Below are 22,842 nucleotides of genomic sequence, written 5' to 3' on the forward strand. Positions count from 1 at the left end.
TAACAGCCGGAGTCTTATTCAAGAACTAAAAGCTCCTCTCACGGGGAGGGCTTTTTTATTCGTATTTCAGCGGGTCGCCTTCGAACGGCTCATCCGCAACTTTGATTGAATCAGTAGGGCATCCTTCAAATGCGTCAATCATATCTTCTTCCAGCACTTCCGGAACTTCGACGACACCTTTATTTTCGTCAAGTGTAACGAATGCAATGCCTTCATCATCATAATCATAAATGTCTGGTGCTGCAGCTCCGCAGGCGCCGCATGCAATACACGTATCTTTATCTACGATTGTGTACTTTGCCATGAAAAAAAACCTCCCAGATTGTTCGTGTTGGAACAAATGGTTTACCTTATATATTTTTTAAATATAACACCTATTCCTCTTACTTATTGTAATGATGTTAGTGTCAAATTTCAACAGAAAAATGATTGAGAATGCTTATCACATAAGGGATTCTCTTTAGCACTTCCCCCCAAAAGATGACTTTAAACGTCAAATTTATATGAAAATCTGTTAAAATAAAAAGAACCAAAAAACGAAACTTGTCACAGAAGGAATGTAGGTGTGTTTAGATTGGCGATAAACTACTTTGATACCGTGGTTCTCGACTGTCTGGACAAAATAGACGGCGAACGGACTCCGAGTGCTGTGTTTCATTTATTAAAAGGAAAAAAGTCGTCTCAAACCATTCAGGATGCCGGCTTATTTCAGATTGCTAAATATTTCGGCATGGCTTCTCAGTGTGAACGCGGCGACATTGCGGATTCTATGCATAAACTCGCCGGGGACTCATACATTACAGCCGGAAAAGAAGAGGGAACGTGTAAAGTGACTGCACGCGGCGTTCAAAAGCTCGAACGGGCATTTGCCGAGCGGCCTTGGCCGAAGCATTGTCACGGCGCGAATTATCAAACGCCGGCCGTTACCTTGTGGAAGCGGCTTTCCCTGCTCATTCAAGTCCTGTCAAACAAAGAGCGCCAATGCAGTCAATATATCCCGGTTACAAACGATGTGCAGGCGCTGAGATGGGTCAAACGGTTCATGCGCAAAAACAGAGACGCCAAAGAGCTCTCCGTTCAAATGCATGACGCGCTGTTTCAGCTTCTGCAAGGCGTAAGTGAACGGCAAGCCCTTATTTTTGTCTATTCTTTAACATCTTTCGACAGAATCGGCAAAACGAATAAGCAGCTCGCTTCTCAGCTGAGCGAAGATGAATGGTATGTGTCCGTCCAGTTTTGGGGAGCGGTACATTATGTTATTCAATCGCTTCCGCAATGTGCACATCCGGCTCTAGGCGAGCTGTTGTCCGATTTGCGGGCGGAAAGCGCGCTGACACAGTCTGCCAGAAAAACCTTGGAGCTTTTGGAAAAAGGGTTTCCGATTGAAAGGATCGCCGCGGTCAGAAATTTAAAAACCGCCACCATCGAAGATCATATCGTAGAAATATCACTGCATCAGCCTGCATTTTTTATAGAACAGTACATTTCTGAAGAGGACCAGCGTATGATAACGGCATTTGCAAAACAGCATCAAACGAATAAAATTAAACGGATTCGCGAAGGAATGCAGATGCGCTTCAGCTATTTTCAGATCAGGCTCGCGCTGGCAAAGACGGTGAAACAGCATGACTGAGCTCCATAAAGCTTTATACCGGTATTTTGGTTTGCATTCGTTTAAAAAAGGGCAGGAAGAGATTATGACTAGCGTGCTCCAAAAAAAGGATACGATCGCCATGCTTCCGACCGGCGGGGGAAAATCATTATGCTATCAGCTTCCCGGTTACATAATGGACGGACTCGTGCTGATTATTTCGCCGCTCCTTTCATTAATGGAAGATCAGGTGCAGCAGCTGAAAGCGAAAGGAGAAAAACGGGTTGCGGCATTAAACAGCATGCTGAATGCTGCCGAGCGGCATTTTATTCTCAGCAACATCAGCAGGTACAAATTTCTTTATATGTCCCCTGAAGCCCTCTCGTCACCTTATGTGCTGAACCGTTTGAAAAACGTCCCGGTCAGTTTGTTTGTCATTGATGAGGCTCATTGCATATCAGAATGGGGGCATGATTTCAGGCCTGATTATTCAAAGCTCGGGCCCTTCAGGCAAGCACTCGGCAAGCCGCCTGTATTGGCGCTGACCGCAACAGCGACAAAAGAAACGCTCAGTGATGTGACGGAGGTTCTCGGACTTGAGCATGCAGTGCGCCATCTATATTCTGTCAACCGGCCGAATATTCTTTTGACGGTTGAACATTTGGCTGATAATGCCGAAAAAATTAGCAGGATTATTGAGCTTGCCGAAAAGCTTGAAGGCCCGGGCATCGTGTATTGTCCGACCAGAAAGTGGGCGGAAGAGCTTGCGGCTGAGCTGAACGAAAAAACGGGAAAGCGGACGGATTATTATCATGGAGGGATGGATACAGGCGACAGAATTTTAATCCAGCAGCAATTTATCCATAACCAGCTTGATTGCATTTGCTGCACCAATGCGTTCGGCATGGGTGTGGACAAGTCTGATATCCGCTTTGTCATTCACTTTTATCCTCCCCAAACGGCTGAGGCCTTTATGCAGGAAATCGGCAGAGCGGGACGCGACGGCAGCCCTAGTGTCAGTATTTTGCTGAGAGCGCCTGGCGATACAGAGCTTCAGCAGCAGATTATTCAGACAGAAAGCTTGTCTGATTATGATCTGGAAGGCATTCTGGCCATCATCCGGGACGCCGGTACGAGCGATGAGCGAAAGCTTCGGGACGTTCTTATAAGTAAGGGCGTTCAGGAAACGCAGGCGCGAACGGCCATCCACCTGTATCTGCAGGGAAAAACCACAAAAGAGCAGCTGCAGGAAGAACTGACATATCGCGTGGAAAAGAAGCTGCATAAAATGAACCGCTTTTCGGCGTTATTGGAGCGGAAAGAATGTATAAGAAAAGCGCTGTTGGCTTACTTTGATGAATCGTATGAGCCTGAAGATCAAACAGGACAATGCTGCAGCAGCTGCGGAGTTGATCTGGCCCCGTACGAGCAAAAAGGAGAACGGAAAAACATGGAGCGGTTTGAAGATTGGAAGATGGAATTAGGCCGGATTTTCGGTTTAGAGTCTGCGGGTGAGTTGAGCTGAGACGGCAAAGCGAATTGATCCATCAGCTCTCAGACCGTGAGATTGTCATACAGCTTTATGTTACCCAATTGCTCATATTGGCGGCTTCAGCGGTTATTGGCTTTTTCTTTTTCACTGATGTTCACGATTTTTTAAAGCTTTGGCATATACGTGACGATAAAATCATATGGTACGGTGTAACTCTTGCCGTCCTTGTCATTTTTGCCGATCTGGCGGTGATGAAATGGTGTCCTTCGCATTTATATGATGACGGCGGTATTAATACACTGCTTTTTAAGAACAGGCCGGTTTTGCACATTTTGTTTTTGACGCTTCTCATTTCGTTCAGCGAAGAGATTTTATTCAGAGGCGTCCTGCAGACACATATCGGTTTATGGGCCGCCAGCTTGATTTTCACCGTGCTTCATTTCAGATACTTGGCGAAGTGGCTTCTGTTTATTATGGTTGCGGGCATCAGTCTTTTGCTGGGACTTATTTATGAATGGACCGGCAATTTATTCGTTCCGGTTACAGCGCATTTTATTATTGATGCGGTATTTGCCTGTCAAATCCGTTTTCAATATGTGAGGAGGGGTTTGCATGACGGAAATGTCAAGAGTTGAAAGAAGAAAAGCTCAGCTGCGTGCCGAGCAGCAGGTTGCCGCGGCCGCGGATGAACAAATTGAATATCTTGAAGACAGCCTCCCGACAAGACAATCTGTAAAAGAGGAGCGTAAAAAAAAGGAAGAGCAGGTGAAGGAAAAAACCAAAACAAAAACACCGCTGTTCACTTTCCTGACCGTTCTGTTTATTATTGTGACAATCGGTGTCTTTTTCGGTCTTCTGTATATGACGAACAGCAGCAGATTTGACCCGAAGGATTATGAAGATGTCTTCATAGATCACAGTGAAAGCGCGCCTGCCGTTACTCCGAAAGCGGACGTTCAGAAAGAAACATCCGAAACGGCTCTTTTAAAAGAGCCGGAAAAAAAGTCTGAGGCCAAAGAAAAAAAAGAAACGGCCGCATCTGAAAAAACGAAAAAAAAACCGATTGAAAAAACACCGAAAAAAACGGAAACGGCTTCAGAATAACAGGTGGTGAAGCCGACAGAAACCGAATATGCGGAGGCCAAACAGCAGTCTCCGCCGGCTGTCCGTGAAAAAGCGGTTCCGGCTGCCGGCAGTGATCAAGCCGGAACCGCCCGGCAAAAAGTGCGGACCGTCCAGCATACTGTACAGCCGAAAGAAACGCTTTACCGCATTTCAATGAAATATTATAAAAGCCGGGCGGGCGAAGAAAAAATCCGCAGCTACAACGGGTTAAACGGAAACGACGTGTATACCGGCCAGGTTCTGAACATTCCGCTGTCCGAATAAATACATATTTTCACCGCGGCTTTCATATAGTGTACCAATGAAAACGGACAAGGTGTGAAGCGCATGGATTCTTTATGGAAGCAATTAGACCGATTTGCTGACGGACCGACGAAACAAATGCTTCAGGCACTGGTTAAAAGGAAATTAAAATACGAAAATTATGCCGCGCAATGCCGAAGATGGCAGTGGGCGTCCCTCGTTTGCTTTTCCCTGATGTGCGTACTGCTGATTTTTAAAAGCTTTAATGCCCCCCAAGCTTCTCCGCAGCTGATTCTGCAGGAAATATTAGGCCATACGGTTTATTTGTGCTGGATTATGGCTTCCGCTTTTGCGTATTGCACTTCTTATTATTTTAAAAAAAAGGAAGAAAAAGCTGAGGGAGAATTTCATAAACTGAGATGTGAAATTATCCAAAAAAGCACGGATTTATGGCCTCAGCCGGAAAAATGGCGGGCGAGAGAATCCGTTTTTCACTTGATGAAACATCGGTATGATATCAATCTTTATTTTGAAAGCAAATAAAAAGAGGCGTTTTCCGGAAAGGATAGAAACGTCTTTTTTTGTTTGTCCGTCTAATGTAAGACAATGACAGAATGGAGAGTGCATTTTATGAAGCTTACAGCGGGAATTCTCGGTTCATTGGCAGGAGCGGCTGCAGTTATGGCGGCCGTCATGTACAAAACGGCAAACGGCAGCCATCTGAAAACACATACATTTACGCTTGATAAAATGAAAGGGATGGAGCCGCTCACCATCTTCTTTATATCTGACGTGCACCGCCGTTTAATTGATGAAAAGCTTCTCTGGGAAGCATCGGTCTATAAGCCGGATGCGGTTTTACTCGGCGGTGATTTGGCGGAGGGCGGAGTTCCTTACGCCAGAATTGAAGAAAACATCAAGCGTCTGACGGCTCTTGCGCCTGTCATTTATGTGTGGGGAAATAATGATTACGAGGTCAGCCAGCAAAAATTGCTCTCTCTTTTACGGGCATATAAAGTGATCCCGCTGAGAAATGAATCGGTTCAGTTTGCTTATAAAGGGGAAACCGTTACGATCTGCGGCGTGGATGATATCCGGATGATGATGGATGATTACGAATCTGCGGTCAGACATACGGATGCAAACCAAGTAAATCTCCTGCTTTGCCATAACCCGGAAATCCATGAGCAGATGAATGAGTCTGACGGAATTGATGCCGTGTTCAGCGGCCATACGCACGGCGGCCAAATCCGTTTCGGCCGGTTCGGGCCGTATGAGTTGGGCGGGACGGGCACGGTAAAAAAAGCGCATTACCTGATCAGCAACGGCTACGGCACGACAAAAGTTCCGCTGAGGCTCGGAGCGAAACCGGAGACGCATATCATTACGCTGTGCGGCCCTGATGAGCCGTTTTCCTGAGACAAACCCGGCCGTTCCGATAAAAAACGGCATTCTGCTTGTCTTCCCGCTGTACACGGTGTAAACTGATAACAAATTAAGAACCTATGACTCATTTATTCATATACTGTGTTATATGATTTGTGTGCAAGAAGAGGCAGGAGGGAACATTATGCGGCTTGAGCGTCTGAACTATAATAAGATTAAAATCTTTTTAACCCTCGACGATCTCACTGATCGGGGATTGACAAAAGAAGACCTCTGGAAGGACTCGTTTAAAGTCCACCAGTTATTTAAAGATATGATGAATGAAGCAAATACAGAGCTCGGCTTTGAAGCGAATGGTCCGATCGCGGTGGAAGTATATTCTCTTCAGGCACAAGGCATGGTTGTGATTGTAACGAAAAATCATGACGCGGACGCAGAAGATGACGAATATGACGATGATTATATCGAGATGCAGGTCAAACTTGACGAAAGCCCGGATATTATTTATCAGTTCCATTCGTTTGAAGATATCATTCAGCTTGCCGGGAGCCTTCATCGCATCGGGATTACCGGCGGAACCGTCTACCACTATGAGAACCAATACTATGTAAGTCTTGAAGATCTCGGCTCCCGTTCTGCCGAAGGCGTTGTCTCGGTGCTGGCCGAATACGGGCATCCGGCGACAATCACGATCTACAGGCTCCATGAATACGGAAAACTCATCATGGACGGCAATGCTGTAGAGACCATCCAGAAACATTTTTCATAAAAAAGATGAAACGGCTGCTGTTTTCAGCGGCCGTTTTTTTTTGAGCGAAATTATGGAAAAAATCATTGTCTTTCTCCTATGCACGGAGATATTGAAGGTGTATACTAGTCACTGAAAGGGAGCATGAGAGAAACAGAAGATTTTAGGAGGTTAACTCAAATGGCAGCCGATCGATTCACCGGTCATAATGAAGAAGACAAACATGATGTATTAAAATCAACCCAAACCGTAATACATAAAGCTCTGGAAAAATTGGGGTATCCAGAAGAAGTGTATGAACTGCTGAAAGAGCCGCTCAGGTTATTAACGGTTAAAATTCCGGTTCGGATGGATGACGGGTCTGTGAAAATATTTACAGGCTATCGTGCGCAGCACAATGATTCCGTAGGTCCGACAAAAGGCGGTATTCGTTTTCACCCGAATGTAACTGAAAAAGAGGTGAAAGCACTTTCTATCTGGATGAGTTTAAAATGCGGCATTATTGATCTTCCTTATGGCGGTGGTAAAGGCGGAATTGTTTGTGATCCGAGAAATATGTCATTCAGAGAGCTTGAAAGACTGAGCAGAGGATACGTCAGAGCAATCAGCCAGATTGTCGGACCGACTAAAGACGTCCCGGCGCCTGACGTATTTACAAACTCGCAGATTATGGCTTGGATGATGGATGAATATTCACGAATTGATGAATTTAACTCACCCGGCTTTATTACGGGAAAACCGCTTGTACTCGGCGGATCCCACGGCAGGGAATCAGCTACGGCAAAAGGCGTCACCATCTGCATTAAAGAAGCGGCCAAGAAAAAAGGCCTCGATATTCAGAACGCGCGCGTCGTCGTACAAGGTTTCGGAAACGCGGGCAGCTATCTGGCAAAATTTATGCATGACGCCGGCGCGAAAGTTGTCGGAATTTCTGACGCGTACGGAGGTCTTTACGATCCGGACGGTCTTGATATTGATTATCTGCTTGACCGCAGAGACAGCTTCGGCACAGTGACGAAGCTCTTCAATGACACCATTACGAATCAGGAGCTGCTTGAGCTTGACTGTGATATACTGGTCCCGGCAGCGATCGAAAACCAAATTACAGAAGAAAACGCTGACCGCATCAAAGCGAAAATCGTAGTAGAAGCGGCAAACGGACCGACGACACTGGAAGGAACGAAAATCCTGACAGACAAAGGAACGCTGCTGGTTCCCGATGTTCTGGCGAGTGCCGGCGGTGTAACGGTTTCTTATTTCGAATGGGTTCAAAATAACCAGGGCTTCTACTGGAGTGAAGAAGAAGTCGAAGAAAAACTGGAAAATATGATGGTAAAATCGTTTAATAATATTTATGAAATGTCCCAAAACCGCCGGATTGACATGAGGCTTGCGGCTTATATGGTCGGCGTGCGGAAAATGGCGGAGGCTTCGCGTTTCAGAGGCTGGATATAAACCAATCGTTTGCATAAACAAAAAAAATCTCCTATGATAATATAGGAGATTTTTTATATGAGTGGAAACTTATGATGGAAATGCCAAATCGCAGGAGTTGAAGGACATGACAGAAGAAAAAGCAATTATAATAGGCGGAGGTCCTTGCGGATTATCGGCGGCTATACATCTGAAGCAAATTGGCGTAAACGCCCTTGTGATTGAAAAAGGAAATGTCGTAAACAGCATTTATCACTATCCGACACATCAAACTTTTTTCAGTTCAAGTGAAAAACTGGAGATCGGCGATGTCGCCTTTATAACGGAAAACAGAAAACCGGTCCGAATACAGGCTCTCTCGTATTACAGAGAGGTTGTCAGAAGAAAAGAGCTTCGTGTAAACGCCTTTGAAACGGTGGAGCGAGTGACCAAACAAGAAGACGGCCGTTTTCTTGTCGAAACGTCAAAAGACCGCTATCTCACTCCGTTTTGTATTATCGCGACAGGATATTATGATCATCCGAATTATATGAACATACCGGGTGAAGAGCTTCCTAAGGTATTTCATTACTTTAAAGAAGGCCATCCTTATTTTGATAAGGATGTCGCGGTGATCGGCGGGAAAAACTCAAGTGTAGATGCGGCTTTGGAATTGGTGAAGTCTGGCGCGCGCGTTACGGTGCTCTACAGAGGAAACGAGTACTCCCCGAGCATCAAGCCGTGGATTCTGCCTGAGTTTGAGGCCCTCGTCAGAAACGGAACAATCCGGATGGAATTCGGCGCTTGTCTTGAAGAGGTGACGGAAGATGAGATCATTTTCCGCTCCGGCAGGAATGAGACGGTCAGGCTGAAAAACGATTTCGTATTTGCCATGACAGGATATCATCCCGATCACGGATTTCTTGAAAAAATCGGTGTGCAGATTGATGCAGAATCAGGCCGGCCGTTTTTCCGGGAAGAAACGATGGAAACAAATGTTGATGGTGTTTTTATTGCCGGGGTTATTGCAGCGGGAAATAACGCCAATGAAATTTTTATCGAGAACGGCCGTTTTCACGGCGGCTTGATCGCAAACGAAATTTCAAAACGGCTGGGTGCAGAGAGCATATGATCATTCATATGCTCTTTTTTAGAAATTGGAAGATGTAAAAATATAAACAACATGGTACGATAGATATAGGAATATACAGGAAAGAGGTTGCCTGATGTTTGCAATCATCTCTGCAGGAATTGCTCCCGGCATTGCGCTGTTAAGTTATTTTTATTTAAAAGATCAATATGATAATGAACCCGTACATATGGTGCTGAGGTCTTTTTTTCTCGGAGTTGTACTTGTGTTTCCGACCATGTTCATCCAGTATGTTCTTGAAAAAGAGCATGTAGGGGGAGGAAGCTTTTTCGTTTCGTTTTTGTCTTCGGGCTTCTTGGAAGAGTCGGTGAAATGGTTTGTTCTGATGATCAGTGTGTACCCGCATGCTCATTTTGATGAGCATTATGACGGAATCGTTTACGGGGCAAGTGTGTCATTAGGCTTTGCGACGCTTGAAAATATCCTTTATTTATTCGGCCACGGTGTTGAGCATGCTTTCATAAGGGCGATTCTGCCGGTCTCCTGCCACGCGCTGATCGGGGTGATCATGGGGTTTTATCTTGGAAAAGCCCGCTTTTCGCAGAAAAAAGCCCGTGTGAAGTGGCTAGTGATTTCACTGGTTGTGCCTTCATGTCTGCATGGTTCTTACGATTTTATTCTTACCGCCCTCAATCATTGGGTATATTATATGCTGCCGTTTATGCTGTTTTTATGGTGGTTCGGGCTGAGGAAGGCAAAAAAAGCACGTTCCGTCAATATAATCCAAGTATGAAGAAACCGCGCGCCGCGTGCGGTTTCTTTTTTATGCCTTGACAGGGGATAAGAAGGAAACGTGCATAAAAATAACCTCGTGACAGACAATACGGGTACACTTTAAATTTTGCTGGAGGAGGCTTGAAAAGATGAAGTGTAAAGGAGCGCTTATGGCTTGTCTTATTCTATTTTCATTCGCCGCCGCTATCTTCGATCATGAAACGGCCCATGCGTTTTCAAATCAAGTGATTCAAAGAGGCGCAACGGGTGATGATGTTATAGAATTGCAGGCCCGTCTGCAATATAACGGATTTTATAACGGGAAAATCGATGGTGTTTACGGCTGGACGACATACTGGGCCGTACGGAATTTTCAGGAGAAATTCGGCATGAAGCCGGTTGACGGCCTCGTCGGCGCGAAAACCAAGCAGGTGCTGATTTCAAAATCAAAATACTACCGCGAATATGTAATGGAGCAGATTCAAAAAGGAAATACGTTCACCCATTATGGCAACGTTCCTTTAAAAAACCAAACGAAACCGTCTGCCGGCGCGCAGAAACCTGCTGGAACGAATAAGCCCGCTCAAAAACCGCAAAACAATACAGGCGGTCAGTCAAATCAAAAGCAAAATACGACAGCGGCCAATATGCCGGGCGGTTTCTCAAACAACGACATCAATCTTCTGGCGCAGGCTGTGTACGGGGAAGCGCGCGGTGAGCCGTTTGAAGGACAGGTTGCCATCGCCGCTGTTATTTTAAACCGTATTAAAAGCCCGTTATTTCCGAATACGGTGGCCGGCGTCATTTTCGAACCGCTCGCGTTTACCGCTGTTGCCGACGGCCAAATATATATGCAGCCGAATGAAAGAGCAAAAGAAGCGGTTCTTGATGCGATTAACGGCTGGGACCCTTCTGAAAACGCGCTTTATTATTTCAATCCTGATACGGCGACAAGCAAATGGATTTGGGGACGTCCGCAGATTAAACAGATCGGAAAACACATTTTCTGTGAGTAAAAGTACGAAAAATGAGGTGTTAACATGATTAGAGGAATCATTATCGCTGTTCTCGGTGTCGCGATCGCCGCAACCGGGTATTGGGGATATAAAGAGCATCAGGAAAAAGATGCGGTCCTTCTGCATGCGGAAAATAATTATCAGAGGGCATTTCATGAACTGACGTACCATGTAGATCAGCTTCACGACAAAATCGGGACGACGCTTGCTATGAACAGTAAAAAATCTCTGTCTCCGGCGCTCATTGATGTATGGAGAATAACATCTGAAGCTCATAACAATGTGAGCCAGCTGCCGCTGACTCTCATGCCTTTTAATAAGACGGAGGAGTTTTTATCCAATATAGGAGATTTCAGCTATAAAACATCCGTCCGGGATTTAGATCAAAAACCGCTTGATAAGAAAGAATATACAACACTGAACAGCCTGTACAAACAGGCGGAGAACATTCAAAACCAGCTGCGCAGCGTTCAGCATCTCGTCATGAGCAAAAATCTGCGGTGGATGGATGTTGAGATGGCGCTCGCCTCTGACAAAAAACAAAGCGATAATACGATCGTCGACAGCTTTAAAACAGTCGAAAAAAATGTAGGCGCTTTTTCTGAAGACAGCACCAGTCCTACGTTTACAAGCGCAAACACAGAACGAAAAGGTTTTACGCATCTGAAAGGAAAACAAATTACGGAAAAAGAAGCGGTTAAAATCGCGCAACGGTTTGCGCCTGATCATAATTATTCCATTAAAGTGGTCAAAAGCGGCCGGAAGACGAATCGGGACGTATACAGCATCCGCATGAAAGACGCCGACAGCAAGTCTTTTATCTATATGGATATTACCCAAAAAGGCGGACATCCGGTCTATTTAATTCAAAAGCGGGCCGTGAAGAAACAAAAGATCAGCCTAAATGAAGCATCTAACCGGGCCGTCGCGTTTTTAAAGAAAAACGGTTATGAAACAAAAAATCTCGAAATTGATGAAAGCGCGCAATATAACAACATCGGCGTCTTCTCTTTTATTCCCGTTGAGAAAAACGTCCGTATTTATCCGGAAGCCATCCGGATGAAGGTGGCGCTGGATGACGGTGAAGTTGTCGGCTTCTCCGCGCGTGATTATTTGGCGGCGCACCGCACGAGAACAATTCCGGCTCCGGCTTTATCGGCTGATGAAGCGAAAGCGAAGCTGAATAAAAATGTTGAAGTCCGGGAGACGCGGCAGGCACTGATCACGAATGAACTCGGCCAGGAAGTGCTTTGCTATGAAATGCTCGGGACGATCGGGAAAGACACATATCAAATGTTCATCAATGCGGACGACGGAAAAGAAGAAAAAATAGAAAAATTAAAAAGTGCAGAACCTATATACAAAGACCTATAAAAATAAAGGAGGAAAGGACTAAAAGTCTTTTCCTTTTTTTCATTACATGCTTTAATAAAAGCATAAATAATGAAAGAGTGAAGGCCCATGATAGCTGTCGGAGATTATATTTGGATTGAATACATAGAGAACAATGAGTTCAAAAAAGCGAGGAGCAAAGCAGTCAGTATTGAAAGCGGTGAACTGTACATCTCATATCCCGTCGATCTGGATACGGGACGGACGGTCTTTTTGCACAAAGGGTTGGAGATAACAGCTGAATGTATGGGGAACGGCCAAGTGCCTTATCAATTTAAAACCATAATCAAAGGAAAGAAAAAAGATCCCATCCCGATGATCGGACTGGATATTCCCCCTAAGGAAGAAATGAAGCGGATTCAAAGACGCCGGTACGTCCGTGCAGACGCTGTATTGGATGTAGCCGTCAAAATGGAAGCGGAAAAAAACGCCTTTCAAACAGTTTCTTCTAATATGAGCGCCGGCGGAATTGCAGTTGTGCTGCCTGAACATATTTCCGCGGAACCGGGTGAAAAGCTGTATGTTTCGTTCACTCTCTCCGAAAAGGAAAATCCAGCGGATATAACGGCCGAGGCCGTTACCCAGCGGGTTTTTTATGATGAAAAGGCGGCGAAACGAAAAATGACGCTTGAATTTACAGACATCGACCCCGCGTCTCAGCAGCATATACTCCGATACTGTATGCGCGTGCAGCTGCAGCAGAGAAGAAACCGTCTGCCGGAATAAACTGCAGCGCACTTTTCCATACTAATCCTAATGGAGGTGCGCGTGTATGAAAACATTTGAACGTCTGCTGGTCAAATTGGTCTGCATTCAGCTCGTTATTTTGGGCGCGGTACAGTTTTTGCTTCATTATCAGCCTATTGAACCTTATATTTCGAAAGCTGTGAAATATGAAGGAGTGGATAAAATGGAGAAAAAAGAATGGATTGAAACGGTAAAGCGGTAAATCGTCTCAATTTTTTCGCCCCTTTTCGGACAGTTCATGATACAATCCATAGAGGAGTAAAGAGCAAGGAGAGAGATTATGGACAAGAAATTATCAATTGCAATCGACGGTCCGGCGGCTGCCGGAAAAAGCACCGTTGCTAAAATAGTGGCTGAGAAAAAATCATATGTGTACATTGACACGGGAGCGATGTATCGTGCCATTACATATACGGCGCTCAAGCAAAATGCCGATTTAACGGATGAAGCCGCGCTCACAGAGCTTTTGAAGCGTACGGAAATTGAGCTTGTATCCGCTCCGGAAGGACAAATCGTTCTGGTAAACGGAGAAGATATGACAGAAGAAATCCGAAAAGACGAAGTCAGCAACCAAGTATCAATCGCCGCCAAGCATAAAGGCGTCAGAGAAGAAATGGTGAAAAGACAGCAGCAGCTCGGAGAAAAGGGCGGCGTCGTCATGGACGGACGTGATATCGGAACTCACGTGCTGCCTGATGCGGAAGTGAAGATTTTCCTTTTGGCGTCCGTAGAAGAAAGAGCGAAGCGCCGATATGAAGAGAATAAGAAAAAGGGCTATGACGTGAATTACGAGACGCTCATTGAAGAAATTGCAAGACGCGATAAACTCGATTCAGAGAGGGAAGTTTCCCCGCTGCGCAAAGCGGACGACGCGGTGGAAATCGATACGACGTCACTGAGCATTCCTGAGGTCGCAGGAAAAATTCTGGAGATCGTTGAACAGAAATCACGTTAACATCGGGCGGAGCTCATTTTAATTTTTTTCAAAAGACAAGATGTTATTGCTTGACAAACCAGTCCTTTTATTAGAAGTTAATACTAATAAAACTTTTTATTGATCATTCAAAATCTTTTTTTGGATGATTCTTTAATACATATTCGGCTGAAAAGCGGACATTCACATGTTCAGCTTTCAAACCGTTTTAATTAAGCTGTGTAGGTTTGGACCAAGGAGGTTATTCAAATGACAGAGGAAATGAATCAAATTGATGTTCAAGTGCCAGAGGTTGGAGATGTAGTAAAAGGGATTGTGACAAAGGTAGAGGACAAGCATGTAGATGTCGAAATTATCAATGTCAAACAATCCGGGATCATTCCAATCAGTGAATTATCAAGTCTTCATGTAGAGAAAGCATCGGATGTCGTAAAAGTTGACGACGAGCTTGACCTGAAAGTAACAAAAGTGGAAGACGATGCTTTGATTTTATCTAAACGTGCCGTTGATGCTGACCGCGCTTGGGAAGACCTTGAAAAAAAATTCGAAACAAAAGAAGTGTTTGAAGCTGAAGTGAAAGATGTGGTGAAAGGCGGTCTCGTCGTTGATATCGGCGTTCGCGGCTTTATTCCCGCATCACTTGTCGAAGCTCATTTCGTCGAGGATTTCACTGACTATAAAGGGAAAACTCTCTCTCTTATCGTCGTTGAACTTGACCGTGATAAAAACCGTGTGATTCTTTCACACCGGGCTGTAGTGGAAAAAGAACAGACAGCCAAAAAGCACGATTTTCTCCAAACGCTTGAAGTTGGAAGCGTGCTTGAAGGAAAAGTGCAGCGCCTGACTGATTTCGGCGCGTTTGTCGACATCGGCGGAATCGACGGGCTTGTTCATATTTCGCAGCTGTCTCATTCACACGTCGAAAAACCGTCTGACGTCGTAGAAGAGGGACAGGACGTAAAAGTGAAAGTATTGTCCGTAGACCGCGATAACGAGCGTATTTCTTTATCTATTAAAGAAACGCTGCCGGGACCTTGGAGCCAGATCGGCGAAAAGGTGAAGCAGGGAGATGTGCTTGAAGGAAAAGTGCAGCGCCTTGTAAGCTTCGGCGCCTTTGTGGAAATTCTTCCCGGCGTGGAAGGACTTGTGCACATTTCGCAAATTTCCAATAAACATATCGGAACGCCGCATGAAGTGCTTGAAGAAGGACAGACTGTTAAAGTGAAAGTCCTTGACGTTAACGAAAGCGAAGAACGCATCTCCTTAAGCATGCGTGAGCTTGAAGAAGCGCCGAAAGCCGATCAGGAAGACTTCCGTCAATACCAGGCGAAAGAAGAGCCGAGCACAGGCTTCCAGCTTGGCGATTTAATCGGGGACAAGCTTAATAAATTAAAATAAATTGGTGATAAAACGTGACACGAGCAGAACGCAAAAGAGAACATATAAATCATGCGCTGTCTACCGGTCAAAGCCGGGAAACGGGGTTTGATGATATTACGTTTGTTCATGTCAGCCTGCCAGACCTTGCATTGGAAAAAGTGGATATCTCAACGAAAATCGGCGGACTCACAAGCAGTTCGCCGATTTTTATCAATGCGATGACAGGCGGCGGCGGACAGCTTACATACGAAATTAACAGGTCACTGGCAAGAGCCGCGCACAAATCCGGCATGCCGCTGGCTGTCGGTTCGCAAATGTCGGCACTGAAAGATCCCGCTGAACGATATTCCTACGAAATCGTCAGAAAAGAGAATCCGGACGGGTTAATATTTGCGAATTTAGGCAGCGAGGCGGACGCCGAGCAGGCGAAAAGGGCAGTTGATATGATTGAAGCAGACGCCCTCCAGATTCATTTGAATGTGATTCAGGAGATCGTCATGCCCGAGGGAGACAGAAGCTTTACGGGCGCCCTCAGCCGCATTGAGCGGATTGCCGAAGGAGCGGGAGTGCCCGTTTTTGTCAAAGAAGTCGGCTTCGGCATGAGCAGGGAATCGGCTCGGCGGTTATTTGATGCCGGGGCGGCGGCTGTTGATGCCGGCGGATACGGCGGAACAAATTTCTCTAAAATTGAAAATCTGCGCAGAGAGAAGGCGCTTCAATTTTTTAACACGTGGGGAATTTCTACAGCCGCAAGTTTAGCGGAAATCCGTTCGCTTTCCGCTGATCAATCCGTTATCGCATCCGGAGGGCTGCAAAGTGCGCTGGATGTCGCCAAATCGATTGCTCTCGGCGCATGCTGCGCGGGAATGGCGGGCACTTTCCTGAAAGCTCTCACCTCAAAAGGAGAAGAGGGTCTTTTGAACGAGATGACGGCGCTTTTACAAGAGCTGAAAATGATTATGACCGTCCTTGGGTGTCAAACGGTCGCCCAATTGCAAAAGGCGCCTTTGGTCATAAAAGGTGACACACATCACTGGCTTTCTGAACGGGGAATTGACACATCCCGTTTCAGCAGACGTTAAAAGGCATGCGGACCCGCATGCCTTTTTTGCTTTACGATTTTCTTTTTCGGAATTCCCCGTTTTGCTCGAGGCTTGTCGCTCCTTTATGGTGAATCGAATCGTCGCGGTCCGATTCCACCCGGCGGGAGGCTTTCAGTTTTTTCTCCTGTCTGTCTTTTCCCATCATCATCCGCTCCTTTCAGGATAATTGGTTTAAAAAATGCGTTCCCGCTCCATACTGATCAAAGGAGGAGCGATTTATGGAACCGTTTTATTATTACTGGTCGATGTGGTTTTTATGGATACTTGCGACTTTTATTTTTGCCAAAACGAAAAGCCGTTTTTACGTATCAGTCTTTATTTTGACTAATATGATGGCAAGCATACATCAGATGACCGCTTATTTTACACTGAACGCGGCATATGTCATGTTTTTTGCTGCGGCATTTGTTTACGCGGGGAGCCTCGGCATGCATAAGCGGCTCCGTAATGTCCTGATTCATCTGACGGCTGCTGCAGCGTACGGCTTTATCTTTCTTTTTGCATTATATGATCCCGTTTGGTTTATCATAAAACCTGAGTGGGCGGCTGTCATACTGCTTACCGTTATCGCGGTTTCTGTTGAGGGGCGATTTCCTGAGAGGCTTTGTCTTTTTGTTCTCGGCATGTGCCAGGGAGAGTTATTGTATTCGGCGGTCATTCACAAAATTGCAGGCGCGGCAGCCGTCGGCGGCTATCAATGGCTTTCAGGCTGCTCGGCGGGAGTGATTCTGCTTATCGGGCTGACTACCTATGAACAGCTTGCCGCACGCATCAGCCAAAAAAGCAAAAAGCAGGGCAAAGGGGCCACCAAAATGTCTTGAAAACGGACGGAGACTGTTGTATGAATGCGAAACATTTCGAAGAATACATTGTGATCTCGGTGAAAACTGATATAATAAATGAGTTAAGCCCTTCTGTTTGAAGGGTTCTTTTCATAGCGAAGATGATTTTAATAACCGGTTGAACAATTTTTGTGAAAATGTAAGCGGCTGGATTGAAAGGAAGGGTACTATGGGTAAACCTGTCGTAGCCATTGTCGGAAGACCGAATGTGGGAAAATCCACAATCTTTAACCGGATTGCGGGTGAAAGAATTTCAATAGTAGAAGATACCCCGGGAGTGACGCGGGACCGGATATACAGTTCGGCGGAATGGCTGAATTATGATTTTAACCTGATTGACACGGGCGGAATTGACATCGGAGACGAACCGTTTCTGACACAGATCCGCCAGCAGGCCGAAATCGCCATGGACGAGGCTGATGTGATCATCTTTATGGTGAACGGCCGCGAAGGTGTGACGTCTGCAGATGAAGAAGTGGCAAAAATATTGTACCGGACGAAAAAACCGGTCGTATTAGCCGTTAATAAATTAGATAATACCGAAATGAGAGCGAACATCTATGACTTTTACGCGCTCGGTTTTGGAGAGCCTTATCCGATTTCCGGTACTCACGGTTTGGGATTGGGAGATTTGCTCGATGCTTGTGCCGAGCATTTTAAAAACATTCCCGAAACGAAGTATAATGATGATGTCGTTCAATTCTGCCTGATCGGCCGTCCGAATGTCGGAAAATCCTCTCTTGTCAATGCGATGCTCGGCGAAGAGCGGGTTATCGTGAGCAACGTGGCGGGAACGACGAGAGACGCTGTAGATACGGCATTCACTTATAACCAGCAGGAATTTGTGATTGTTGACACGGCGGGCATGAGAAAAAAGGGAAAAGTATATGAAACAACAGAAAAATACAGCGTGCTTCGGGCATTAAAAGCCATTGACCGCTCAGACGTCGTCGGCGTGGTACTGAACGCTGAAGAAGGCATCCTTGAGCAGGACAAGCGGATCGCCGGATATGCCCATGAAGCAGGAAAAGCCGTCGTCATCGTCGTAAACAAATGGGATGCCGTTGATAAGGACGAACGCACGATGAAAGAATTTGAACAGAATATACGAGAGCATTTCCAATTTCTCGACTATGCGCCGGTACTGTTCATGTCGGCACTGACGACAAAGCGGATTCATACACTCATGCCTGCGATTATTAAAGCGAGTGAAAACCACTCTCTCCGCGTGCAGACAAATGTCTTAAATGACGTCATCATGGATGCGGTCGCCATGAATCCGACTCCGACGCACAATGGCTCCCGTCTGAAAATTTATTATGCGACTCAAGTTGCTGTTAAACCGCCGAGCTTCGTTGTTTTTGTCAACGATCCGGAACTGATGCATTTTTCTTATGAACGCTTTTTAGAAAACCGAATCCGTGATGCTTTCGGATTTGAAGGTACGCCAATTAAAATATTTGCAAGAGCAAGAAAATAAAAAGGTGTGATACAGAGATGAAAAAAGTGGCAATGCTTGGAGCGGGAAGCTGGGGCACTGCACTTTCTTTAGTGCTGGCTGATAACGGACATCAGGTCATGATGTGGGGACACCGAGCCGAATTGATCGATCAAATCAACGGACTGCATGAAAACAAAGATTATCTGCCGGGGGTGGAGCTGTCAAGCTCTATCATCGGCACAGCTGATTTAAGCGAGGCTTTAAAAGGAGCTGACTTCATCATTGTGGCAGTTCCGACAAAAGCCATTCGGGAAGTGCTGAAAAAGGCTCTGCCTTACATCCCGAAACAGTCGATTTTTGTTCATGTCAGCAAAGGAATTGAGCCGGATTCGCTTCTCCGCATTTCTGAATTAATGGAAGAGGAGCTGCCTGAGGAGTACAGAAAAGACATCGTCGTGCTTTCAGGGCCTAGCCACGCTGAGGAAGTCGGATTGAGACACCCGACGACTGTTACATCATCTTCAAAAAATATCGAGGCTGCAGAAGCGGTTCAGGATCTATTTATGAACCAGCATTTCCGTGTCTATACCAATCCGGATATGATCGGTGTTGAAATAGGGGGAGCGTTAAAGAACATCATCGCTCTGGCAGCGGGAATTACAGACGGATTGGGATACGGAGATAACGCAAAAGCGGCCCTGATCACCCGCGGTCTTGCTGAAATCGCCAGACTCGGCACAAAGATGGGCGGAAATCCTCTCACCTTTTCCGGCCTGACTGGCGTAGGCGACTTAATCGTGACGTGTACGAGCGTCCATTCCCGCAATTGGCGCGCCGGCAACCTGCTCGGCAAAGGGTACAAGCTGGAGGCTGTCCTTGACAAGATGGGAATGGTTGTGGAAGGCGTGCGGACGACGAAAGCGGCATATCAGCTTTCTCAAAAATACCAAGTGAAAATGCCGATTACAGAGGCGCTTCACCAAGTGTTATTTAACGGGCAGAAGGTAGAAACAGCCGTAGAATCCTTAATGGCCAGAGTGAAAACCCATGAGATGGAAGACTTGGTCAACACATTCGAAAACCGGGTGAAGTGACAATAACTTGCCGTCTGCATATTCTGAAATGATGAAAGTCCAAAACGCAGAACTCTCCGGCTGAAATCGCTTAAAACATTTGCTGATTTAGGCAGAAGAGGATGCAGACGTACGCATCTACGCATACTATAGCATCGAAGTCCAAGAGAGTGTATCTCAGACGTATAGGTGAATATAGTCAACTTGACTGAAGCAAAGTCCCCCTCTTTGCTTCAGTTTTTTTGTTTTTTCAATAGATGGAAAACCTGTTGATCTTTTCAACATTTGTATATTAAAATGAAATATAACGCTTACAATGATTGGACGGGGGGCACGGACGTGAGTGTGGCATTGATGAAAATGTGGTTTGCGCTTGGTGCTATGGGATTAATGTTTGTTGCGGTGGCCTCTATTTATGTCAGCAGGTACAAAGTGAAAAACAAGCTGATCAAAGCAGCAGTTTCTTCGCTCGCTTATGCCTGCATGGTCATCTCGGGATTGATCGTGTTAATGGTCGTTTTCAGCGGGCCTGTCAATGAATAAGCAAAAAAGGGGGCGCGGCATGCATAAGATAAAAATGGCCGTCATAACGGCATTTGCGGTGCTTCTGCTGTCCGGCTGTCTGTATCCTGAAGCGGAAAAAACCGAAAATAAAGTATCTTACAAGCATCAGCTTCAGCAGGTTCAAGCGGCAGTGGATGAGTTTAAAAAGGCGAACGGCGGACTTCTGCCGATTCAGACAAAAGATATGAAAACACCGATCTATCAAAAATATCCGATAGATTTTAAGCGGCTCGCGCCCAGATATATAGAGGAGCCGCCGGCATCAGCTTTTGAAAGCGGAGGAATGTACCAATACGTGCTTGTCGATGTGGAAAATAAGCCGACCGTGAAGCTGATCGATCTCCAAATGGCGGAGGCAATCCGCGACATGAAGCTGCGTGTTAAAATGTATCAGGAAAAACATACATATCCGCCCTATGAGGACGCCGTTTCAAAAGGGCTGTTCACTTTAAATAAAAAAAAGCTCGGCATGAAAGACACTCCTTCAGTCAAAAGTCCGGTTTCAGGCACGTCTCTTCCGCTTTTAATCGGCGCTGACGGAGAAATCTATGCCGACTATCGCGTCGATCTCGCCCGCTGCCTGAAAGAAAACAAAAAGAAAATCAGACCGGGCGCGGAAATTCAGGATATTTTATGGAAAGAGACGCCTTTCGTCCCGGCCTTTTCAGTCACATACACCGTAAATGAAAAACAGGAACCCGTTTTTTTAGAAAGTAAAACGAAACAGGAATGAACCTTTCTCCCGCGCATACAAATAGGGAGAAAGGTTTTTTTGATTCCGATAGAAAAGATTGCCTGAAAATTTTCTAAAGATGTCATATTGAAATAGGACAACGTCATACACATATAGTGTCCTGTATTTGATTGAAGAATGGTGAATGAAAAATGATAAGGATAGGAAGTCCGGGAGGGGATCACTTGGAAAAGGTCGATATTTTCAAGGATATCGCTGAACGAACAGGAGGCGATATATACTTAGGAGTCGTCGGCGCTGTCCGTACAGGGAAATCTACATTTATTAAAAAATTTATGGAGCTTGTGGTGCTCCCGAATATCAGCAATGAAGCCGACCGAGCGCGGGCGCAGGATGAGCTTCCGCAAAGCGCAGCAGGAAAAACGATTATGACCACAGAACCCAAATTTGTTCCGAATCAAGCCATGTCCGTACATGTGGCGGAAGGGCTTGACGTCAATATCCGTCTTGTGGATTGTGTGGGATACACGGTTCCCGGTGCGAAGGGATATGAAGATGAAAACGGCCCAAGAATGATCAATACACCATGGTACGAAGAACCGATTCCCTTTCATGAAGCGGCGGAGATCGGTACGAGAAAAGTCATCCAGGAACATTCCACAATCGGGGTCGTCATTACGACGGACGGCTCAATCGGTGATATTGCGCGGGGCGATTATGTAGAAGCGGAAGAAAGAGTCATTGACGAGCTGAAGGAAGTCGGCAAACCGTTTATTATGGTCATCAACTCGGTGAAGCCGTACCACCCGGAAACAGAAGCGCTCAGAGCTGAATTAAGCGCGAAATATGATATCCCCGTTCTCGCCATGAGTGTTGAAAGCATGAGGGAAACAGATGTGTTAAGCGTTCTCAGAGAAGCGCTTTACGAGTTCCCTGTGCTGGAAGTGAATGTCAACCTTCCGAGCTGGGTCATGGTGCTGAAAGAAAATCACTGGCTCAGAGAGAGTTACCAGGAATCAGTGAAAGAAACCGTAAAAGATATCAAACGACTGCGCGACGTCGACCGGGTTGTCGGCCACTTCAGTGAATTTGAGTTTATTGAAAGCGCCGGATTGGCCGGAATTGAACTTGGCCAGGGTGTCGCAGAAATTGATTTATACGCGCCGGATCATTTATACGACCAGATTTTAAAAGAAGTAGTGGGCGTCGAAATCCGCGGGAAAGACCACCTGCTTGAATTAATGCAGGACTTCGCCCACGCGAAAAAGGAATATGATCAGGTTTCAGACGCGCTGAAAATGGTGAAACAGACCGGCTACGGCATTGCAGCCCCGGCCTTAACGGATATGAGCCTTGATGAGCCGGAAATCATCAGACAGGGATCAAGATTCGGAGTAAGGCTGAAAGCGGTCGCCCCGTCCATTCATATGATCAAAGTGGATGTGGAAAGTGAATTCGCGCCGATCATCGGGACGGAAAAGCAAAGCGAAGAGCTTGTCCGCTACTTAATGCAGGACTTTGAGGATGATCCGCTTTCGATCTGGAACTCCGATATTTTCGGAAGATCATTGAGCTCGATCGTAAGAGAGGGAATCTCGGCGAAACTGTCGCTTATGCCGGAAAATGCGAGATATAAACTGAAAGAAACGCTTGAGAGAATTATAAACGAAGGTTCAGGCGGCCTGATCGCCATTATTTTGTAAGCTGAAGGACCTCTTCCTGAAACGGGGGGTCTTTTTTTGTCTTTTTAGATACTGGAAATCAATCAAGGATTAGGAGGAAAAAAGCAAAAAA

At 45.8% G+C, this 22,842-nt stretch carries 24 protein-coding genes and 1 pseudogene; 23 read left to right on the forward strand and 2 right to left on the reverse strand.

The features are described 5' to 3' along the window. Positions 1–55 precede the first annotated feature (55 nt). Positions 56–304: a ferredoxin gene (locus ACXN9U_RS04005; protein ID WP_003153403.1), complete on the reverse strand. Its 249-nt coding sequence runs from the start codon at positions 302–304 to the stop codon at positions 56–58. Between the two features lie 270 nt (positions 305–574). Between ACXN9U_RS04005 and ACXN9U_RS04010 the strand changes: the two genes are divergently transcribed. From ACXN9U_RS04010 to fni, 17 genes and pseudogenes are all read left to right on the forward strand, one after another. Next, positions 575–1,633 carry a YpbB family protein gene (locus tag ACXN9U_RS04010; RefSeq protein WP_060964872.1) on the forward strand — a complete coding sequence of 353 codons (1,059 nt, stop codon included), beginning with the start codon at positions 575–577 and terminating at the stop codon, positions 1,631–1,633. Continuing rightward, a complete protein-coding gene (locus tag ACXN9U_RS04015; protein WP_060964873.1) occupies positions 1,626–3,116 on the forward strand; it encodes a RecQ family ATP-dependent DNA helicase in 1,491 nt (496 codons plus the stop codon). The genes ACXN9U_RS04010 and ACXN9U_RS04015 overlap by 8 nt, the downstream gene beginning before the upstream one ends. 14 nt (positions 3,117–3,130) lie before the next feature. Beyond that, complete coding sequence (locus tag ACXN9U_RS04020; RefSeq protein WP_047475711.1) at positions 3,131–3,718, forward strand: CPBP family intramembrane glutamic endopeptidase; 588 nt, start codon at positions 3,131–3,133, stop codon at positions 3,716–3,718. Further along, positions 3,696–4,472, forward strand: a pseudogene (locus tag ACXN9U_RS04025) (LysM peptidoglycan-binding domain-containing protein). The gene ACXN9U_RS04020 and the pseudogene ACXN9U_RS04025 overlap by 23 nt, the downstream one beginning before the upstream one ends. 63 nt (positions 4,473–4,535) lie before the next feature. Then, positions 4,536–4,994 (forward strand): YpbF family protein, encoded by a 459-nt coding sequence (locus ACXN9U_RS04030; RefSeq protein WP_016939124.1) that lies wholly within the window; start codon positions 4,536–4,538, stop codon positions 4,992–4,994. 87 nt (positions 4,995–5,081) lie between these two features. After that, positions 5,082–5,870 (forward strand): metallophosphoesterase, encoded by a 789-nt coding sequence (locus tag ACXN9U_RS04035; RefSeq protein WP_060964876.1) that lies wholly within the window; start codon positions 5,082–5,084, stop codon positions 5,868–5,870. Between the two features lie 151 nt (positions 5,871–6,021). Beyond that, positions 6,022–6,606, forward strand: a complete 585-nt coding sequence (locus ACXN9U_RS04040; protein ID WP_060964877.1) for a genetic competence negative regulator — start codon at positions 6,022–6,024, stop codon at positions 6,604–6,606. Between the two features lie 159 nt (positions 6,607–6,765). Then, on the forward strand, positions 6,766–8,040 hold the full coding sequence (gene gudB / locus ACXN9U_RS04045) for an NAD-specific glutamate dehydrogenase (protein ID WP_016939121.1): 1,275 nt from the start codon (positions 6,766–6,768) through the stop codon (positions 8,038–8,040). 106 nt (positions 8,041–8,146) lie between these two features. Beyond that, the gene (locus ACXN9U_RS04050; protein ID WP_016939120.1) at positions 8,147–9,130 is read left to right on the forward strand and encodes a YpdA family putative bacillithiol disulfide reductase; all 984 of its coding nucleotides are present in this window, start codon (positions 8,147–8,149) and stop codon (positions 9,128–9,130) included. Positions 9,131–9,224: 94 nt separating this feature from the next. After that, positions 9,225–9,881, forward strand: coding sequence for a glutamic-type intramembrane protease PrsW (gene prsW / locus ACXN9U_RS04055; protein WP_045925478.1), 657 nt, complete (start codon positions 9,225–9,227; stop codon positions 9,879–9,881). 130 nt (positions 9,882–10,011) lie between these two features. Next, positions 10,012–10,878, forward strand: a complete 867-nt coding sequence (sleB, locus tag ACXN9U_RS04060; protein WP_060964878.1) for a spore cortex-lytic enzyme — start codon at positions 10,012–10,014, stop codon at positions 10,876–10,878. 24 nt (positions 10,879–10,902) lie between these two features. After that, on the forward strand, positions 10,903–12,252 hold the full coding sequence (ypeB, locus tag ACXN9U_RS04065) for a germination protein YpeB (RefSeq protein ID WP_016939117.1): 1,350 nt from the start codon (positions 10,903–10,905) through the stop codon (positions 12,250–12,252). 87 nt (positions 12,253–12,339) lie between these two features. After that, positions 12,340–12,996 (forward strand): flagellar brake protein, encoded by a 657-nt coding sequence (locus ACXN9U_RS04070; protein ID WP_489202192.1) that lies wholly within the window; start codon positions 12,340–12,342, stop codon positions 12,994–12,996. 46 nt (positions 12,997–13,042) lie between these two features. Beyond that, the gene (locus ACXN9U_RS04075; protein WP_016939115.1) at positions 13,043–13,219 is read left to right on the forward strand and encodes a YpfB family protein; all 177 of its coding nucleotides are present in this window, start codon (positions 13,043–13,045) and stop codon (positions 13,217–13,219) included. 78 nt (positions 13,220–13,297) lie between these two features. Beyond that, positions 13,298–13,972 (forward strand): (d)CMP kinase, encoded by a 675-nt coding sequence (gene cmk / locus ACXN9U_RS04080; protein WP_489202193.1) that lies wholly within the window; start codon positions 13,298–13,300, stop codon positions 13,970–13,972. A 228-nt stretch (positions 13,973–14,200) separates the two neighbouring features. After that, positions 14,201–15,349, forward strand: a complete 1,149-nt coding sequence (gene rpsA, locus ACXN9U_RS04085; RefSeq protein ID WP_045925476.1) for a 30S ribosomal protein S1 — start codon at positions 14,201–14,203, stop codon at positions 15,347–15,349. Positions 15,350–15,363: 14 nt separating this feature from the next. Then, entirely contained in the window at positions 15,364–16,413 is a 1,050-nt protein-coding gene (gene fni, locus ACXN9U_RS04090) for a type 2 isopentenyl-diphosphate Delta-isomerase (protein ID WP_489202194.1), read from the forward strand. A 31-nt stretch (positions 16,414–16,444) separates the two neighbouring features. On the opposite strand, the gene ACXN9U_RS04095 is transcribed toward fni, so the two are convergent. Further along, the gene (locus ACXN9U_RS04095; protein WP_003153429.1) at positions 16,445–16,576 is read right to left on the reverse strand and encodes a YpzI family protein; all 132 of its coding nucleotides are present in this window, start codon (positions 16,574–16,576) and stop codon (positions 16,445–16,447) included. Positions 16,577–16,652: 76 nt separating this feature from the next. Here ACXN9U_RS04095 and ACXN9U_RS04100 point away from each other — a divergent pair, with 76 nt between their 5' ends. The 6 genes from ACXN9U_RS04100 to spoIVA all read left to right on the forward strand — a co-directional run bounded on the left by ACXN9U_RS04100 (position 16,653) and on the right by spoIVA (position 22,751). Beyond that, positions 16,653–17,255, forward strand: coding sequence for a YphA family membrane protein (locus tag ACXN9U_RS04100; protein WP_060964883.1), 603 nt, complete (start codon positions 16,653–16,655; stop codon positions 17,253–17,255). Between the two features lie 190 nt (positions 17,256–17,445). Continuing rightward, positions 17,446–18,756, forward strand: a complete 1,311-nt coding sequence (der, locus tag ACXN9U_RS04105; protein WP_016939109.1) for a ribosome biogenesis GTPase Der — start codon at positions 17,446–17,448, stop codon at positions 18,754–18,756. Between the two features lie 17 nt (positions 18,757–18,773). Further along, positions 18,774–19,811, forward strand: a complete 1,038-nt coding sequence (locus ACXN9U_RS04110) for an NAD(P)H-dependent glycerol-3-phosphate dehydrogenase (protein ID WP_049628700.1) — start codon at positions 18,774–18,776, stop codon at positions 19,809–19,811. Positions 19,812–20,129: 318 nt separating this feature from the next. After that, complete coding sequence (locus tag ACXN9U_RS04115) at positions 20,130–20,333, forward strand: DUF2768 domain-containing protein (protein ID WP_003153435.1); 204 nt, start codon at positions 20,130–20,132, stop codon at positions 20,331–20,333. 19 nt (positions 20,334–20,352) lie between these two features. Next, complete coding sequence (locus ACXN9U_RS04120) at positions 20,353–21,087, forward strand: hypothetical protein (protein ID WP_489202195.1); 735 nt, start codon at positions 20,353–20,355, stop codon at positions 21,085–21,087. A 185-nt stretch (positions 21,088–21,272) separates the two neighbouring features. Next, a complete protein-coding gene (gene spoIVA, locus ACXN9U_RS04125; RefSeq protein WP_003153438.1) occupies positions 21,273–22,751 on the forward strand; it encodes a stage IV sporulation protein A in 1,479 nt (492 codons plus the stop codon). The last annotated feature ends 91 nt before the right edge of the window (positions 22,752–22,842 follow it).

The sequence above is a fragment of the Bacillus sp. BACIII genome, assembly GCF_057836745.1.